The sequence below is a fragment of the uncultured Sphingomonas sp. genome (genome assembly GCF_913774285.1).
In the GTDB taxonomy this organism is placed as follows: domain Bacteria; phylum Pseudomonadota; class Alphaproteobacteria; order Sphingomonadales; family Sphingomonadaceae; genus Sphingomonas.
Genome location: NZ_CAJYHX010000007.1, coordinates 80,216 through 95,423, shown reverse-complemented (window position 1 = coordinate 95,423; position 15,208 = coordinate 80,216). Strand labels below are relative to the sequence as shown.

Annotated in this window: 17 protein-coding genes; 12 read left to right on the top strand and 5 right to left on the bottom strand. The window is 68.1% G+C overall.

Features of this window, described 5'->3' with window-relative positions; genetic code table 11:
• Positions 1-4 precede the first annotated feature (4 nt).
• On the bottom strand, positions 5-1,066 hold the full coding sequence (locus QZ670_RS03435) for a Glu/Leu/Phe/Val dehydrogenase dimerization domain-containing protein (RefSeq protein ID WP_294252291.1): 1,062 nt from the start codon (positions 1,064-1,066) through the stop codon (positions 5-7).
• A 127-nt stretch (positions 1,067-1,193) separates the two neighbouring features.
• Here QZ670_RS03435 and QZ670_RS03430 point away from each other — a divergent pair, with 127 nt between their 5' ends.
• The 4 genes from QZ670_RS03430 to QZ670_RS03415 are packed head-to-tail and all read left to right on the top strand — an operon-like array spanning position 1,194 to position 4,406.
• Positions 1,194-1,655: an Lrp/AsnC family transcriptional regulator gene (locus QZ670_RS03430; protein ID WP_294252285.1), complete on the top strand. Its 462-nt coding sequence runs from the start codon at positions 1,194-1,196 to the stop codon at positions 1,653-1,655.
• A gap of 39 nt (positions 1,656-1,694) precedes the next feature.
• A complete protein-coding gene (ruvX, locus tag QZ670_RS03425) occupies positions 1,695-2,156 on the top strand; it encodes a Holliday junction resolvase RuvX (RefSeq protein ID WP_294252282.1) in 462 nt (153 codons plus the stop codon).
• A 43-nt stretch (positions 2,157-2,199) separates the two neighbouring features.
• Complete coding sequence (locus QZ670_RS03420; RefSeq protein ID WP_084581839.1) at positions 2,200-3,189, top strand: aspartate carbamoyltransferase catalytic subunit; 990 nt, start codon at positions 2,200-2,202, stop codon at positions 3,187-3,189.
• A complete protein-coding gene (locus QZ670_RS03415) occupies positions 3,186-4,406 on the top strand; it encodes a dihydroorotase (protein ID WP_294252275.1) in 1,221 nt (406 codons plus the stop codon). Before QZ670_RS03420 ends, QZ670_RS03415 begins: the two co-directional genes overlap by 4 nt.
• Before the next feature lie 4 nt (positions 4,407-4,410).
• On the opposite strand, the gene QZ670_RS03410 is transcribed toward QZ670_RS03415, so the two are convergent.
• Genes QZ670_RS03410 through QZ670_RS03400 form a run of 3 tightly spaced genes read right to left on the bottom strand, consistent with a single transcriptional unit; the run spans position 4,411 to position 6,682 of the window.
• Entirely contained in the window at positions 4,411-5,646 is a 1,236-nt protein-coding gene (locus tag QZ670_RS03410) for an SPOR domain-containing protein (RefSeq protein ID WP_294252270.1), read from the bottom strand.
• Positions 5,643-5,963: a hypothetical protein gene (locus QZ670_RS03405; RefSeq protein WP_294252267.1), complete on the bottom strand. Its 321-nt coding sequence runs from the start codon at positions 5,961-5,963 to the stop codon at positions 5,643-5,645. The genes QZ670_RS03410 and QZ670_RS03405 overlap by 4 nt, the downstream gene beginning before the upstream one ends.
• 5 nt (positions 5,964-5,968) lie before the next feature.
• Positions 5,969-6,682 carry a ParA family protein gene (locus QZ670_RS03400; RefSeq protein WP_294252264.1) on the bottom strand — a complete coding sequence of 238 codons (714 nt, stop codon included), beginning with the start codon at positions 6,680-6,682 and terminating at the stop codon, positions 5,969-5,971.
• A gap of 133 nt (positions 6,683-6,815) precedes the next feature.
• Here QZ670_RS03400 and QZ670_RS03395 point away from each other — a divergent pair, with 133 nt between their 5' ends.
• On the top strand, positions 6,816-7,709 hold the full coding sequence (locus QZ670_RS03395; RefSeq protein WP_294252262.1) for an SPOR domain-containing protein: 894 nt from the start codon (positions 6,816-6,818) through the stop codon (positions 7,707-7,709).
• A gap of 14 nt (positions 7,710-7,723) precedes the next feature.
• Positions 7,724-8,518 carry a MipA/OmpV family protein gene (locus QZ670_RS03390; protein WP_294252259.1) on the top strand — a complete coding sequence of 265 codons (795 nt, stop codon included), beginning with the start codon at positions 7,724-7,726 and terminating at the stop codon, positions 8,516-8,518.
• Positions 8,519-8,522: 4 nt separating this feature from the next.
• Here the strand turns inward: QZ670_RS03390 and serB are convergent, their stop codons facing one another.
• Entirely contained in the window at positions 8,523-9,401 is an 879-nt protein-coding gene (gene serB / locus QZ670_RS03385) for a phosphoserine phosphatase SerB (protein WP_294252254.1), read from the bottom strand.
• Here serB and miaA point away from each other — a divergent pair.
• The 6 genes from miaA to QZ670_RS03355 all read left to right on the top strand — a co-directional run bounded on the left by miaA (position 9,394) and on the right by QZ670_RS03355 (position 15,158).
• Positions 9,394-10,326, top strand: coding sequence for a tRNA (adenosine(37)-N6)-dimethylallyltransferase MiaA (gene miaA, locus QZ670_RS03380; protein WP_294252253.1), 933 nt, complete (start codon positions 9,394-9,396; stop codon positions 10,324-10,326). The two genes, serB and miaA, sit on opposite strands and share 8 nt — an antisense overlap.
• 93 nt (positions 10,327-10,419) lie before the next feature.
• Complete coding sequence (locus QZ670_RS03375) at positions 10,420-12,165, top strand: acetolactate synthase 3 large subunit (RefSeq protein WP_294252250.1); 1,746 nt, start codon at positions 10,420-10,422, stop codon at positions 12,163-12,165.
• A gap of 46 nt (positions 12,166-12,211) precedes the next feature.
• Positions 12,212-12,727 carry an acetolactate synthase small subunit gene (ilvN, locus tag QZ670_RS03370; protein WP_064309708.1) on the top strand — a complete coding sequence of 172 codons (516 nt, stop codon included), beginning with the start codon at positions 12,212-12,214 and terminating at the stop codon, positions 12,725-12,727.
• Between the two features lie 50 nt (positions 12,728-12,777).
• On the top strand, positions 12,778-13,797 hold the full coding sequence (gene ilvC / locus QZ670_RS03365; RefSeq protein ID WP_294252240.1) for a ketol-acid reductoisomerase: 1,020 nt from the start codon (positions 12,778-12,780) through the stop codon (positions 13,795-13,797).
• Positions 13,798-13,894: 97 nt separating this feature from the next.
• A complete protein-coding gene (locus QZ670_RS03360; RefSeq protein WP_294252237.1) occupies positions 13,895-14,494 on the top strand; it encodes a YceI family protein in 600 nt (199 codons plus the stop codon).
• A 64-nt stretch (positions 14,495-14,558) separates the two neighbouring features.
• Positions 14,559-15,158, top strand: coding sequence for a TMEM175 family protein (locus tag QZ670_RS03355; RefSeq protein WP_294252234.1), 600 nt, complete (start codon positions 14,559-14,561; stop codon positions 15,156-15,158).
• Positions 15,159-15,208 lie beyond the last annotated feature (50 nt).

The following is a 15,208-nucleotide window of genomic DNA, read 5'->3' as shown; positions in this document are numbered from 1 at the left end:
CCGGTCAGGCAAGGACCGGCGTGCGCACGCGGCCTGCGGCGATCGCCGACCGCGCGAGGCTGTCGGCGGCGGCGTGCGGCGCCACGCCCTCGGCTTCGGCATGGTCCAGCACCGCTGCGAGGCGGGTGCCGGTCGCTTCGACACGCGCAGCCACGTCCTCGCGGGCCCAGCCCAGATATTCGCCCGCCACGTTGATGATCCCGCCAGCGTTCACGACGTAATCGGGCGCGTAGAGGATCCCCCGGCGCGCCAGCCGCTCGCCGTCGGCCGCCGTCGCCAGCTGGTTGTTCGCCGCGCCGCACACCACACGCGCTCGGAGAATATCTACCGTGTCGACGTTGAGGACGCCTCCGAGTGCGCACGGCGCGAGGATGTCCGCCTGCGCCGCCAGCACCTGGCGCGTGGAGGCAATCTCGGCCCCGGTCGCAACCGCGACACGCGCCACCCGATCCGAGTCGACGTCCGCCAGGATCAGCCGCGCCCCGACGCCGTGCAGCAGTTGGGCCAGCGCCTCGCCCACATGGCCGACGCCCTGGATGGCCACGGTGCAGTCGCCCAGCTCGCGCCCCAGTCGGCACCGCGCGGCATGCGCCATCGCCACGAACACGCCGAGCGCGGTGTGCGGCGACGGATCCCCGCCCGGCCGACCCGCCCGCTGGGGCAGCCCCGCGACATGCCGCGTCTCGCCCGCCACCGTCTCCATGTCCTCCACGCTGGTACCGACATCCTCGGCGGTAACATAGCGGCCCTCCAGCCGGGCGACGGCGCGGCCGAAAGCACGGAACAGCGCGACCCGGTCGAAATCGCCGTGCGGCCGGCGCAGCACCGCCTTGGCGCCGCCCAGCGGCAGACCCGCCATCGCGTTCTTGTAGCTCATGCCCTCGGCGAGCCGCGCGGCATCCGCGAACGCAGCTTCGCCATCGGCATAGTGCCAAAGCCGGCAACCGCCCGCACCCGGCCCCAGCACCGTGGAGTGGATCGCGATCACGCCGTCTAGGCCCGCGTCGGCGTCCTTCAGCACCATCACTTCGTCGACCATGCTTTCACCCCGCACTCGCAACACCATCTCGAACGCTCCCTTTTTCCGATGGCGGCAATCTCGCAGGGGCGGACCGGTGATGCTTGCCTGATTTGCGCCCTCCAGCGAAAAATCCAGGTTATATCTTCCCCGATATACCCCTATACAGGTTAATATGACCGATCTGGATCCTTATGAGCGAAAGATTGTCCGAGAGCTGCAGCGCGACGCGAGCTTGACCACCGCCGAACTGGCGGAGCGGATCGGCCTGTCCCCCTCCCCGTGCTGGCGCCGAATCGATCGGCTCGAACGGGAGGGCGTGATACGCAAGCGGGTGGCGCTGGTAGATCGACGCAAGGTGGGGCTGAACGCGCACATCTTCGCGCAAGTGAAGCTGAACGCGCACGGGCGCGCCAATCTCGATGAGTTCAGCGCCGCGATCCGCGGCTTCCCCGAGGTGCTGGATGCCTATGTGCTGATGGGGACGGTCGATTTCATGCTGCGTATCGTGGCGGAAGATATCGACGCCTATGAGCGCTTCTTCTTCGAGAAGCTGAGCAAATTGCCCGGCGTGCAGGAAATCAACTCGATCGTCGCGCTGTCGGAGATCAAGTCGACCACCCAATTGCCGATCTGAGGCCTCGCATGGGCGCCGCACACGCCGTATAGCCGCCCGGTGATCACGACCATTCCCAGCGACTTCCGCGCAGCCTTGCCGCAGGGCGGCCGCCTGATCGGCCTCGACGTCGGCACCAAGACGATCGGCACGGCGCTGTGCGATGCCGGCTGGAGCTTCGCCAGCCCCGCACAGCTGATCCGCCGGTCGAAGTTCACCAAGGACAAGGCAGCGTTGATCGAGCTGATCACGGCGCAGCAGGTGGTCGGCATGGTGATCGGCCTGCCGCTTAACCTCGACGGTACCGATAGCCCGCGCACCCAGTCGACTCGCGCCTTCGCCCGCAATTGCGAGGACATGGGCCTCCCGATCCTGATGTGGGACGAGCGCTGGTCCACCGTTGCAGTGGAACGCACCTTGATCGAGCAGGACGCCAGCCGCGCCAAGCGCGCCGAACTGATCGATAAGATGGCTGCCGCCTATATTCTGCAGGGCGCGATCGACGGACTGGTGAACGTCTGACCGGGTTGCGCGCCGCCGCCGCAGGGCTTAGGCGGCGGCTTTAATGCACACTTCCGATCATCGCCCCGGTGCCCAGATTCAGGGCAGCGCCGTTTTCCCGCACCGGCACCTCACCGGCATTTCGGGACTCCAGCCCCACGAGATCATGTTCCTGCTCGACGAAGCGGAACAATGGGTGGAGGCCAATCGCAGCCGCGCCAAGAGCGACAAGCGCCTGGAAGGCCTCACCCAGATCAACGCCTTTTTCGAGAATTCGACGCGCACCTTGTTGTCGTTCGAGATCGCCGGCAAGCGGCTGGGCGCCGACGTCGTCAACATGCACGCCGCGCAGAGCAGCGTGAAAAAGGGCGAGACGCTGATCGACACCGCCGTGACGCTCAACGCCATGCGCGCCGACGTGATCGTGATCCGCCATGCCAGTTCGGGCGCGGTCCGGCTGATCGCCGACAAGGTCGACTGCCCGGTGCTCAACGCCGGCGACGGCTGGCACGAGCACCCGACACAGGCGCTGCTCGACGCGCTCACCATCCGCCGCCGTCGCGGATCGGTGGCAGGGCAGCGCGTGGTGATTTGCGGCGACATCCTCCACAGCCGAGTCGCCCGCTCCAACATTCTCGCCCTCACCGCGCTGGCGGCCGAGGTGCGCGTGGTCGCGCCGTCGACGCTGATGCCGCCGGCGATGGACCGGATGTTCGTCACCCCCTTCACCGATTTCGATGCCGCGCTGGAAGGCGCCGACGTGGTGATGATGCTCCGCGTCCAGAACGAACGCATGGCCGGCGGCTACATCCCCTCCACACGCGAGTTCCACATGCGCTACGGCCTCACCCCCGAACGCCTCGCCCGGGCCAAGCCCGATGCGCTGGTGATGCACCCGGGTCCGATGAACCGCGGGGTCGAGATCGACTCGATCGTCGCCGACCACCCCGAGCGCAGCGCGATCACGGAGCAGGTAGAGATGGGCGTGGCGGTACGCATGGCGTGCCTGGACGTGCTGACCCGACGATCGCGCGGTGTGGAGGGCTGGGCATGAGCAGCATCCTCTTCCGCAACGCCAAGCTGGTCTGCCCGGAGGGCGGGGTTTCCGAAGGCGACCTGCTCGTCCGGGGCGACACCATTGCCGCGGTCGGCACGGTTGATGCGCCGGCCGATGCCGAAGTCGTCGACGTCGCCGGCAAGATGCTCGCCCCAGCGCTGATCGACCTTGGCGTGTTCGCCGTGGACAAAGGCGCCTGCCGCTTCGGCGGGATCGCCCGCGTCGGCCTGATGCCCGACCAGTCGCCGGTGCTCGACGATCCCGGCATTGTCCGCCGCGCCGCCGTCTCCGGCAAACCGCAGCTCTGGGTGCATCCGCTTGCCGCCGCGACGCAGGGGCTGAAAGGCGAGGATCTGGCCGAGATTGCGATTAATGCCTCGGCGGGTGCCCGTGCCATCGCCACCGGGCGGCGCTGGATCGCCAATGCCGGGACGATGCGCAAGGCACTGCTCTACGCGCGCGACCTGAACCTGACGGTGGTCGCCCATGCCGAGGACGGCGGGCTGGCCGACGGCACGGTCGCCACCGCGGGTGAAACCGCCGCGCGCCTGGGCCTGCCGAGCGCCCCCTCGATCGCCGAGCCGCTCGCGATCGCGCGGGACCTGATGCTCGCCGAGGAAACCGGCGCCAAGCTCCACTTCCGCCAGGTGACCACAGCGGCCGGCTTCGACCTGATCCGTGCCGCCAAGCGACGCGGCGTACGGGTCACCTGCGGCATCACGCCCGCGCACCTGCTGCTGTCGGACATCGCGATCAGTGACTTCCGCACCTTCGCCCGCCTTTCGCCGCCCTTGCGCGACGAAAGCGATCGACGGGCGGCGCTGGCGGCGGTTGCGGACGGCACGATCGACGTGATCGCCTCCGGCCATGATCCGCGCGGCCCCGAGGCCAAGCGCCTGCCCTTCGCCGATGCCGAGCCCGGCATGGCGGGTGCGGAGACGCTGCTGGCGCTGTCGCTGACGCTCGTGCGCGACGGCAAGCTGAGCCTCGATCGGCTGTTCGCGCTGCTCGCCGCCAATCCGGCAAAGATCCTCGGGCTGGAGAGCGGTGCGCTCAAGCCGGGGCTGCCGGCCGACCTGATCCTGCTCGATCCGGAAACCCCCTGGGTGATCGACGCGCGCAAGATGAACGCGCGCGCCGGCAACACGCCGTTCGATCGCCTGCCCACCCAGGGCCGGGTCCTGCAGCTCTACAAGGGCGGCGCCCTGGTCTGAAGGCTCAGCGCGCGGCGATGCCGACGCGATTGGCGGGTTTGTACCAGCTCGCCACCGCGTCACCCGCCGCCATGCGCACGAAGCAGCTGCCGCCGCCGGTCTTGACGGCGCGGCACACCCCATCGGCATCGTTGCGTGCAAAGCCGCCGACCGAGAGGCGATAGAGCGTCGCGGTGCCGCCCGGCACGGTGGCGCCCTGGGGCTTGAGCGAGCGAAGCGCTGCGACGCGACCGCTGAGCTTCTGCCAGGCGTCGCGTGCCACGCCGGCATTGGCGAAGGCGCCGAGCTGGACGACATAGGGCCCACTCGCCGCCGTGACCGGTGCGGGCTTGGGCGGCAGCGGCTTGACCGGCTTGGGCTTGGCCATGCGGACGGGCGCCGGCTTGAAGACCGGCACCGGCGCGGGCGCGGGTTCATTGACGGGGATCGGCTCCGGCTGGGGTTCCGGCTCCGCGGAAACCGTGGGCGTCGGCGTGGGCGTAAGGGCCGCAAAGTCTGGCTGCTTGGCGAGCGCGAGCGCGACCGGCTGCCCGCCGTCCTGCACCGCCTGCACGCCGAGGACCGCCGCGACCTGGTCATAGGCATTGGCCGGCCGCGCGAAGCTCGCCCATTGCAGCATGCGCGCGTTGAGCTGATCCGGCGCTACGTCCATCGCCGCGACTGCCTTGGCCTCGCCCCAGCGACCGGCAAGCGCCAGCGCCAGCGCGAGATTCTGCCGGGTGCGTGCGGTCGCGTCGGGCGCCCGCACCGCGGGTGCCAGAATCTCGAGCGCGGCGTTCGGGTCGCCCGCGAGCGCGGTCGCGAGGCCGAGATCGGCGGCGGGGATGCGCGCGGCATGGGCCTGAAGCAGCGTCCGCGCCCCGCCCCAATCGCCGTTGCCGATGCTGGCCAGCGCGAGGTTGAGCGCCGCGCGGCCGTCCTCGGGGTTCAGCGCCAACGCGTCGCGCAGCGCCTGGCCGGCCGAGGTGAAGCGACCCGCGAGCAGATAGGCCTGGCCGAGCAGGGTCCGATAGTCGCCGCGCTGCGGATCGTTCGCCACCGCCTGTTCGGCATGAGCGACGGCGGCTGCCGCCTTGTGCGCGGCGAGCGCCTTCTGCGCGGCCCTCGCCTCGCGCGCGGCCTTCTTGGCGTTGGATGCGACGCTGGCAAAGGCGGCGCCGTGCACCATCACGCCGGTCGCGGCGGTGCCGCCCAGCGCGAGCAGCGCCGCGCCGATCGAGAGGAGTTTGCGGAACTTCATGCGGTTTCTCGTCCTTCGAGCGCGGCGATCCGGCGCGCGAGCGGTTCCAGCTCGGCCATGTCGGCCAGCATCGTGTCGATCGCCTCGGTCACCAGCTGCTGCGCCGAGCGGCCGGTAACCGCCGCCGCCAGCCGCAGCCGCAGCCGGCGTTCGGCATCGAGGCGCAGGGTGAACGCGGCCTTATCCTTGGTTGCCCGCGCGGTGCGGGCAAGCTGCTCGGCCACGGCGTCGCGGTCGGTGAGTGCCAACACGGGTTTGCGCGCCAGTCCCTTGCGGGCGAGCAGACCGGCGCTCAGCGAGGCGATCGGCTTGTCCATCGGGCTCAATTCACCACCCGGCGACCGAAGCCGCCCGCGGGGCGCGCGGCGGCGAACGACGCTGCCGCGGCGGGGGCCGCGAACACGGTGCGGCGGAAATTCTTCTCGAGCCGGTCCGAGACATAGGCCCACAGGCTTTCCACCTCGGCAGCGGACTTGCTGCCGGCATCGACCTCCATCACCGTCCGCCCGTCGATCATCGAACCCGCAAAATCGGTGCGATGGTGGAGCATGATCGGCGCGACGGTGCCGTGCTGCGAGAGCGCCAGCGCCGCCTCGGCGGTGATCCGGGCATTGGCGGTCGCGGCGTTGACCACGAACAGCAGCGGCTTGTGGGCGCGCTCGCACAGCTCGACCGTGGCGCCCACCGCGCGCAGGTCATGCGGGCTGGGCCGCGTCGGGATGACGATCAGCTCGGCGACCTGGATGACGGTGAGGATGGCGGGGGTGATCGCCGGCGGCGTGTCGATCACCACCAGCTTGAAGCCCTGCTGGCGCAACAGCTCGAGATCGGCGGCGAGCCGGGCGATGCTGGTCTGGGCGAGCGCCGGCAGTTCGGCTTCGCGCTCGTTCCACCAGTCGGTCAGCGAGCCCTGCGGATCGAGGTCGATCATCGCCACCGGGCCGGCGCCGCTGCGCTGCGCTTGCACCGCCAGATGGCCGGACAAGGTCGTCTTGCCCGATCCACCTTTTTGTGAAGCCAGCGCCAAAACGCGCATCTACCCTCTCGACGTCGACGGATACTCGCAGCCTGTCTGCCACGACCGCGAATAAGATCGAGTTAACGGGGCCGCCCTAAGCCGCTAAGCCAAGGGCGCCGCGTCCGAACGGCCGCCAAAGAGGGGATTCGCCATGCGCCTGACTGCCGCCTTGTTGCTCCTTGCCAGTCTCGGCCTTTCCGCACCGGCGCTCGCGCAGGACGCGGCCGTCAAGGCCGGCGTCGAAGCCTATAACCGTGGCGACTATGCGGGCGCGCTGCTGGCCTGGCGCCCGGCAGCCGAAAAGGGCGATCCGGACGCGCAATACAATATCGGCCAGATCTACAAGCTGGGGCGCGGCGTGCCGGTCGACATGGTCGAGGCCGAGAAATGGTATCGCCTCGCCGCGCTGCAGGGGCATGATCTGGGCGAGGCCAATTACGGCATGATGCTGTTCGAGAACGGCAAGCGCGAAGCCGCCGTGCCCTGGCTGGAACGCGCCGTCGCGCATGGCGAGCCGCGCGCGCAATATCTGCTCGGCGTGATGCTGTTCAACGGCGACGGCGTCGCGAAGAACTGGGTGCGCGCCTATGCGCTGATGCTGCGGGCCTCGGCCGGCGGACTCGATGCCGCGACGCGCACGCTGGCGCAGATGGACCAGCACATTCCTGCGGCCGATCGTCAGCAGGCGCAGGCCCTGGCGCAGCGTTACGCCCAGGAGACGCGCACGGCGGCAAACCCGCCCGCCAAGAGCCCGTCCGCCCGACAAGCCCCGCTCGCAACCGTTACCCGCGCACCCAAAGCGGCGGTCGCCGCCGCGCCGCCGGAGCGGGCCACCGGCAGCTGGCGCCTCCAGCTCGGCGCTTTCGCGACGCCGAGCAATGCCGAGCGGCTCTGGGGGCAGGTCCGCACCCGCTTCCCCGGCCGCCAACCCGCTTACCCCAAGTCCGGCCAGCTCACGCGCTTACTGATCGGACCCTTCCCCTCACGGGCCGAGGCTGAAAAAGCGTGTGGCACGATCAAGCCCTGCATGGCAGTGCAACGTTGACGGGGAGAAAATACATGCAACGATCGATCTTGTGCCTGGGCTTGATGCTCGCGTTCGTGACGCCTGCCCATGCGCAGTCCGATGCGGGGGACAAGCCGCCGCGCCGCTATCGCATCGCCGTCGGCGCACAGGCCACGCCCAGCTATCCCGGCGCCGATCACAATGCAGTGCGCCCGCTGTTCGACTTCGCCAGTGCCCGCGGCGACGACCAGTTCGAGTTCGAGGCAGCGGACGAAAACCCCAATGTCGCGATCTACGACCGCCACGGCCTGGAGGCCGGCATCGTGGTCGGCTTCCAGAGCGCCCGCACCCGCAACCGCGCCGATGCGGATCTCACCAAGGTCAACTTCACCGTCGAACCCGGCGTGTTCGCAGGCTATTATCTCGCGCCCAAGATTCGCGCCTATGCGGAGCTGCGCAAGGGCGCAGGCGGGCACGAAGGCGTGGTCAGCATGCTTGCGCTTGATTACATTGAGCGCGACGGCGATCGCTGGCTGATATCGATCGGCCCGCGCTTGGGCCTGTCCGACGCCAAATACCGCCGCGCCTATTTCGGCGTGACGCAGCGCGACGCCGCCGCCGCCCGCATCCCGGTCTACCAGGTCGGCGACAATGTCGTGCACAGCGTCGGCCTCGCCGCGACCGGCATCCGCCAGCTCACCACGCGCTGGGGTCTGTACGGCTATCTCGCCTATGACCGGCTGACCGGCGACGCGTCGCGCTCGCCCATCACCGAGCGCTATGGTTCGAAGAACCAGTTCTCCGGCGGGCTCGCGCTCAGCTACACCTTTGGACGCGGGGTCCGCTAAGGCCTCAGCCGGTCACCCAGTCGGCGCGTGCGATGCCCTGGGCGTAGAGCAGCGCCGTCAGGTCGCCATGGTCAACGCGCGCGCCCGCCGCTGCCGCGACGATCGGCTTGGCGTGGTACGCGACGCCCAGCCCGGCCTTGCGGATCATCGCCAGGTCGTTGGCGCCGTCGCCCACCGCCATGGTCTGCTCCGGCGCGAGGCCCAGCTCGGCCATTGCGCCGAGCAGCGTGCTTTCCTTGATGCTGCTGTCGACGATCGGCTTGGTGACGGTGCCGGTGAGCACCCCGCCCTCGATCTCCAGCACATTGGCGATGCGGCGATCGAAGCCGATCCGGGTGCCGACCGGCTCGGCGAAGCGGGTGAAGCCGCCCGAGACGAGGATCGTGTGGGCACCCCGCGCGCGCATGGTCTGCACCAGCGCCTGGGCGCCGGGCATCAGCCGCACGCGCTCTTCGAGACACTGGTCGATGGCGGTCTCGGGCAGGCCCTTGAGCAGCGCGACACGCGCGTCGAGCGCCTCGGCAAAGTCCAGCTCTCCGCGCATGGCCCGTTCGGTCACCTCGGCGATCTGCGGCTTGATGCCGGCATAGTCGGCCAGCTCGTCGATGCACTCGACGGTGATCATCGTCGAATCCATGTCGGCGACGAGCAGCTTCTTCTCGCGGTGTGCAGCAGGCTGAGTGATGACGTCGGTCCGCTCGAAATACGGCGCGAGAACGCCGCTCGCCCAGTCCGGGTCCTCGCGGAATTGGATGTCGGCAGCGCGGCCCTCATCAAGCCAATTCCAGCTGACCACGCCACAAAGTGGGTTCAGCTTCTCAATTGCATCCAAAATATCGCGTTCGACGATCGATTCGGCTGCTATCAGCGTCGCAATGAACATGATTTCCCCTGGGCTGTCGCGCGTCGCGCTCATTGCAGGGCCGACGGCCAGCGGCAAGTCCGCGCTGGCGCTGGCGCTCGCCGAAAAGCATCGCGGCACCGTGATCAATGCGGATTCGATGCAGGTCTATGCCGATCTCCGCATCCTCACCGCCCGCCCTTCCGAGGAAGAAGAAGCCCGCGCCCCGCACCGGCTGTTCGGCCATATCGACGGCGCCGACGCTTGTTCGGCCGCGCGCTGGGCCACCGAGGCCCGTGCCGCCATCGCCGAGGCCCATGCGGAGGGCCGCCTGCCGATCCTGGTCGGCGGCACCGGCCTCTATCTCCGCACGCTGATCGACGGCATCGCCCCGATCCCCGAAATCGACCCCGCCATCCGCGCCGAGGTCCGCGCCCTCCCCGTCGCCGAGGCACATGCCGCGCTCGCCCTTGCCGACCCCGCTGCCGCCGCGCGGCTGCACGCGACCGACACCACCCGCGTCGCGCGCGCGCTCGAAGTGGTGCGCTCCACCGGTCGCACCCTCGCCGACTGGCAGGATCGCCGCGAGGGCGGCATCGGCGACAAGGTCCAGCTCGCCGCGATGATCCTGCTCCCCGATCGCGCCTGGCTGGGCGAGCGGATCGACCGCCGCTTCGCCACCATGCTCGCCACCGCCGAGGGCGAGGTTCGCGCCCTGCTCGCCCGCACCGACATCCCCGCGGATGCACCGGTGCTGCGTGCGATCGGCGTCGACGAGATCGGCAGGATGCTCCGCGGCGAATGGCAGGCCGAACAGGCGCAGGAAGCGGGCGCCACTGCCACCCGCCAATATGCCAAGCGCCAGTACACCTGGTTCCGCCGCCAGCCTCCCGGGGGGTGGGAGGTGACGACGGAGACGGATACGTACAAAAACCTGGAGCAATTTGAAAGGAAATTATTTCCTTAGGGGTTGACGCATCATTTTCGTGCGGCTAGCAGCGCGTCTTCGACGGAATCTTTCCGTACAGTAACCCATTTTCGCGAGTGCGTGGAGGTAAACGTGACCGAGAAGAGCGGCGCAGACATCCTGATCGAGGCTTTGACCGACCTCGCGGTGGAAGTCGTGTTCGGCTATCCGGGCGGTGCCGTGCTCCCGATTTACGACGCCCTGTTCAAGCAGGACCGGATCAAGCACATCCTGGTCCGCCACGAACAGGCCGCGACCCACGCCGCCGAGGGCTATGCGCGCTCGACCGGCAAGCCGGGCGTCGTCCTGGTCACCTCGGGTCCCGGCGCGACCAACGCGATCACCGGCATCACCGATGCGCTGCTCGATTCGATCCCGATGGTCGTCATCACCGGCCAGGTCCCGACGACACTGATCGGCACCGATGCCTTCCAGGAAGCAGACACGGTCGGCATCACGCGCCACTGCACCAAGCATAACTATCTGGTGAAGCGGCCGGAGCTGCTCGGCGCGACCGTCCATGAGGCCTTCCACATCGCCACTTCGGGCCGTCCGGGTCCGGTCGTGATCGACATCCCCAAGGACGTCCAGGTCGCCACCGCGCGCTACGAGGCGCCGGGCCCGATCCAGCACAAGACCTATCGCCCTCAGACCGAGCCCGAAGCGGCGAAGATCCAGGAAGCGGTCGACATGCTGGCGGCGGCCGAGCGCCCGGTCTTCTACACCGGCGGCGGCGTGATCAATTCGGGACCCGAGGCCACGCGCCTGCTGCGCGAACTGGCGGCGCTCACCGGCGCACCGGTCACCTCGACGCTGATGGGCCTGGGCGCCCTGCCCGCCTCGTCGGACCAGTGGCTGGGCATGCTCGGCATGCACGGCACCTATGAAGCCAACATGGCGATGAACCAGGCCGACCTGATCATCGCGGTCGGCTCGCGCTTCGACGATCGCGTCACCGGGCGGCTGGATGCCTTTGCGCCGAACAGCCGCAAGGTGCACATCGATATTGATCGTTCGAGCGTGAACAAGAATGTCCGCGTCGACCTGCCGATCATCGCCGATTGCGCGCGCGCGCTCGACGCGATGGTGGAGAGCTGGAAGTCGCGCGGCCATCCCAAGCCCGATCTCGGCGAGTGGTGGAGCCGCATCCAGGGCTGGCGCGCGCGCCGCTGCCTTGATTTCCCGGAGGCGGGCGAAGCGATCATGCCGCAGCGCGCGATCCGTGCGCTGTACGAGGCGACTAGGCACCGCGCGCCGATCATCACCACCGAGGTCGGCCAGCACCAGATGTGGGCGGCCCAGCATTTCGGCTTCGAGGCGCCGAACAAGTGGCTGACCAGCGGTGGGCTTGGCACGATGGGCTATGGCCTGCCGGCGGCGATCGGCGCGCAGCTGGGCAATCCGGACGAGCTCGTGATCGACATTGCGGGCGAAGCCTCGATCCAGATGAACATCCAGGAGCTTGCGACCGCTACGCAATATCGCCTGCCGGTAAAGATCTTCATCCTCAACAACGAATATATGGGCATGGTCCGCCAGTGGCAGGAGCTGACCTACCAGTCGCGCTACTCCGAGAGCTATTCGGACGCGCTGCCCGATTTCGTGAAGCTGGCCGAGGCCTATGGCTGGAAGGGCATCCGCATCGAGAAGCGCGCCGAGTTGGACGACGGCATCCAGGCGATGCTCGACCATGACGGCCCGGTACTGGTCGATTGCCGCGTGGCCAAGCTGGCCAATTGCTTCCCGATGATCCCGTCGGGCGCCGCCCATACCGAGATGCTGCTCCAGGCGAGCGAAGTCTCCGGCGAGATGGACGACGAGGCCAAGGCGCTGGTTTGACCGGATTTTGGATCCTCCCGGCGCGGGCAGGATCGAAGGGGTAGAAATGCACATCAAGGAAGAAGCCATCGAGCGCCACACGCTGGCAGTCATCGTCGATAACGAGCCCGGAATCCTCGCGCGGATCGCAGGCCTGTTCACGGCGCGCGGCTACAATATCTCGTCGCTCACCGTGTCGGAGATCAGCGACGACGATCTGATCAGCCGGATCACCATCGTCACCTTCGCGTCCGCGCCGGTGATGGAGCAGATCATCGCCCAGCTCGAGCGGCTGGTGCCGGTGCACAAGGTGGTCGACCTCACCACCAAGGGCGAGCATGTCGAGCGCGAGCTGGCGCTGGTGAAGGTGGTTGGCACCGGCGATCACCGGATCGAGGCGCTGCGCCTGGCCGAGGTGTATCGCGCCCGCGTGGTCGATGCGACCATCTCCAGCTTCGTGTTCGAGGTCACCGGCACGATCGACAAGATCGACAAGTTCGTCGAACTGATGCGCGAAGTGGGGCTGATCGAAGTCGCCCGCACCGGCATCGTCGCCATCTCGCGCGGCCGCGAAGCCGCCTGAATTTCTCCGCGCATCCGCGCACCGCAGATTTGAAAGGGAAAAATACCACCATGCGTGTCTATTACGATCGCGACGCCGATCTGAACCTGATCACCGACAAGAAGATCGCCATCCTCGGCTATGGCAGCCAGGGCCATGCCCATGCGCAGAACCTGCGCGACTCGGGCGTCAAGGAAGTCGCGATCGCGCTCCGCCCGGGTTCGGCCTCGGCCGCCAAGGCAGAAGCGGCAGGCTTCAAGGTGCTGCCGAACAAGGAAGCGGCCGCCTGGGCCGACATCCTGATGATCCTCGCGCCCGACGAGCACCAGGCGGCGATCTGGGAGGCCGATCTCAAGGGCAACATGAAGCCGGGTTCGGCGCTCGCCTTCGCCCACGGCCTCAACGTGCATTTCGGCCTGATCGAGCCGCCGGCGGACATCGACGTGATCATGATCGCGCCCAAGGGCCCGGGTCACACCGTGCGCAGCGAATATGTCCGCGGCGGCGGCGTCCCCTGCCTGATCGCGATCCACCAGGACGCCTCGGGCAACGCGCATGACGTGGCGTTGGCCTATGCGTCGGGCGTCGGCGGCGGCCGCTCGGGCATCATCGAGACCAACTTCCGCGAGGAATGCGAGACCGATCTGTTCGGCGAGCAGGCCGTGCTGTGCGGCGGCGCGACGGCGCTGGTCCAAGCCGGCTTCGAGACGCTGGTCGAGGCGGGCTACGCCCCCGAAATGGCCTATTTCGAGTGCCTCCACGAGCTCAAGCTGATTGTCGATCTGATGTACGAAGGCGGCATCGCCAACATGCGCTACTCGATCTCGAACACCGCCGAATATGGCGACATCAAGACCGGCCCGCGCATCATCACCGAAGAGACCAAGAAGGAAATGAAGCGCGTGCTCGCCGACATCCAGTCGGGCCGCTTCGTCAAGGACTTCGTGCTCGACAACCGCGCCGGCCAGCCCGAGCTCAAGGCCAGCCGCATCGCCGCCAAGCGCCACCAGATCGAGCAGGTCGGCAGCGAACTGCGCGCGATGATGCCGTGGATCACCGCCAACAAGCTGGTCGATCAGTCGAAGAACTGATCACAAGCGGAAACACTCGGTTGCCGGCTGCGCACTAGCTTTGCGTGGCCGGCGGCCTCATTACGGGAGCGACGCAACCACCCCGAAGGGAACATCCATGCGCGCTCTCCTTGCTCTCGCTCTTTTCGCGGCCGCCCCGGTCGCCTTCGCTCAGGAACTGCCCGGCCAGGCCGACGCTGCCCGCGTTCCCGCCGGCACCTATGCGGTCGATACCGGCCATACCCAGGTCGACTTCACCGTCAATCACTTCGGCTTCAGCCAGTTCACCGGCCAGGCCGGCGGCGCCACCGGTTCGCTGACGATCGATCCGGCCAAGCCGAACGATGCCAAGCTGGACATCACCATCCCGACCAGCGGCATCGTCACCACCGTCGCGGCGCTCGACAAGCACCTCGCCTCGCCGGACTTCTTCGACGCCGCCAAGTATCCGACGATCCGCTTCGTCTCGACCAAGGTCGTCGTGAGCGGCACCAAGGCGCAGATCACCGGGGACCTGACGCTGCACGGCGTCACCAAGCCCGTCACGCTCGAGACCAGCCTGGTCGGCGCGGGCACCAACCCGATGATGAAGAAGCTGAACTTCGGCTTCGAGGCGACCACCACGATCAGCCGCAGCGCGTTCGGCATGGACAAGTATGTGCCCTTCGTCTCGGACGAAGTGAAGCTGCACATCAACGCGGCGTTCTCGGCCAAGTAAACCCTTGGTTTAGTTGCCCTGCCCTCCTGCCTGCGCCACCACCGGCGCGGGCAGGAGATCAGATATGCAGGACCAGGAAGGCCGCGACGGCGCCAAGCGTGTCGAGGCGTTTTCGGATGGCGTCATTGCCATCATCGTGACCATCATGGTGCTGGAGCTGCACGCGCCGGAGCGACCCGGGTTAGCGGCGCTGGCAGCGCAATGGCCCGTCTTCCTCGCCTATGCGCTCAGCTACGCCTATGTGGCGATCTACTGGGTGAACCACCACAAGCTGTTCCAGTTCGCCACCCGCGCCGGCAACGCGCTGCTCTGGTCGAACATCGTGCTGCTGTTCACCCTGTCGCTGATCCCGTTCGCGACCGCTTATCTGGGCGAACAACATTTCAGCGGCGAGGCCACGCTGATCTACATGGCAGTGATGCTCCTCCCCTCCTTCGCCTATAACTGGCTGCAGCGGGTGATCCGGCGCACCGGCGCGCACTCGGCGGAGGCGGAGCGCTACCACCGCCGAACGCTGCGCAAGAGTACGCTGGCCTGCGGTCTCTACCTCGTCGGACTTGCGCTCGCGGTGGCCTCCCCCGCCGCCGGCCTCGCCTGCGCTGCACTCGTCGCGCTGCTCTGGTGCCTGGCCGACGGCCCGCTCGATCGGCTGTTCGAGCGCTGACCCCGGGTTGCACCGGTAGCCACTTTGCTGTTTCTGCAGTCCGAACCCGC

Coding starts and splice junctions, on each gene's coding strand:
- serB (WP_294252254.1), bottom strand. CDS start 9,401: ATGTTCATTGCGACGCTGATAGCAGCCGAATCGATCGTCGAACGCGAT.
- QZ670_RS03390 (WP_294252259.1), top strand. CDS start 7,724: ATGCAACGATCGATCTTGTGCCTGGGCTTGATGCTCGCGTTCGTGACG.
- QZ670_RS03410 (WP_294252270.1), bottom strand. CDS start 5,646: ATGAAGTTCCGCAAACTCCTCTCGATCGGCGCGGCGCTGCTCGCGCTG.
- ilvC (WP_294252240.1), top strand. CDS start 12,778: ATGCGTGTCTATTACGATCGCGACGCCGATCTGAACCTGATCACCGAC.
- QZ670_RS03430 (WP_294252285.1), top strand. CDS start 1,194: ATGACCGATCTGGATCCTTATGAGCGAAAGATTGTCCGAGAGCTGCAG.
- ilvN (WP_064309708.1), top strand. CDS start 12,212: ATGCACATCAAGGAAGAAGCCATCGAGCGCCACACGCTGGCAGTCATC.
- QZ670_RS03355 (WP_294252234.1), top strand. CDS start 14,559: ATGCAGGACCAGGAAGGCCGCGACGGCGCCAAGCGTGTCGAGGCGTTT.
- QZ670_RS03405 (WP_294252267.1), bottom strand. CDS start 5,963: ATGGACAAGCCGATCGCCTCGCTGAGCGCCGGTCTGCTCGCCCGCAAG.
- QZ670_RS03415 (WP_294252275.1), top strand. CDS start 3,186: ATGAGCAGCATCCTCTTCCGCAACGCCAAGCTGGTCTGCCCGGAGGGC.
- QZ670_RS03420 (WP_084581839.1), top strand. CDS start 2,200: ATGCACACTTCCGATCATCGCCCCGGTGCCCAGATTCAGGGCAGCGCC.
- QZ670_RS03435 (WP_294252291.1), bottom strand. CDS start 1,066: ATGGTGTTGCGAGTGCGGGGTGAAAGCATGGTCGACGAAGTGATGGTG.
- miaA (WP_294252253.1), top strand. CDS start 9,394: ATGAACATGATTTCCCCTGGGCTGTCGCGCGTCGCGCTCATTGCAGGG.
- QZ670_RS03400 (WP_294252264.1), bottom strand. CDS start 6,682: ATGCGCGTTTTGGCGCTGGCTTCACAAAAAGGTGGATCGGGCAAGACG.
- QZ670_RS03395 (WP_294252262.1), top strand. CDS start 6,816: ATGCGCCTGACTGCCGCCTTGTTGCTCCTTGCCAGTCTCGGCCTTTCC.
- QZ670_RS03360 (WP_294252237.1), top strand. CDS start 13,895: ATGCGCGCTCTCCTTGCTCTCGCTCTTTTCGCGGCCGCCCCGGTCGCC.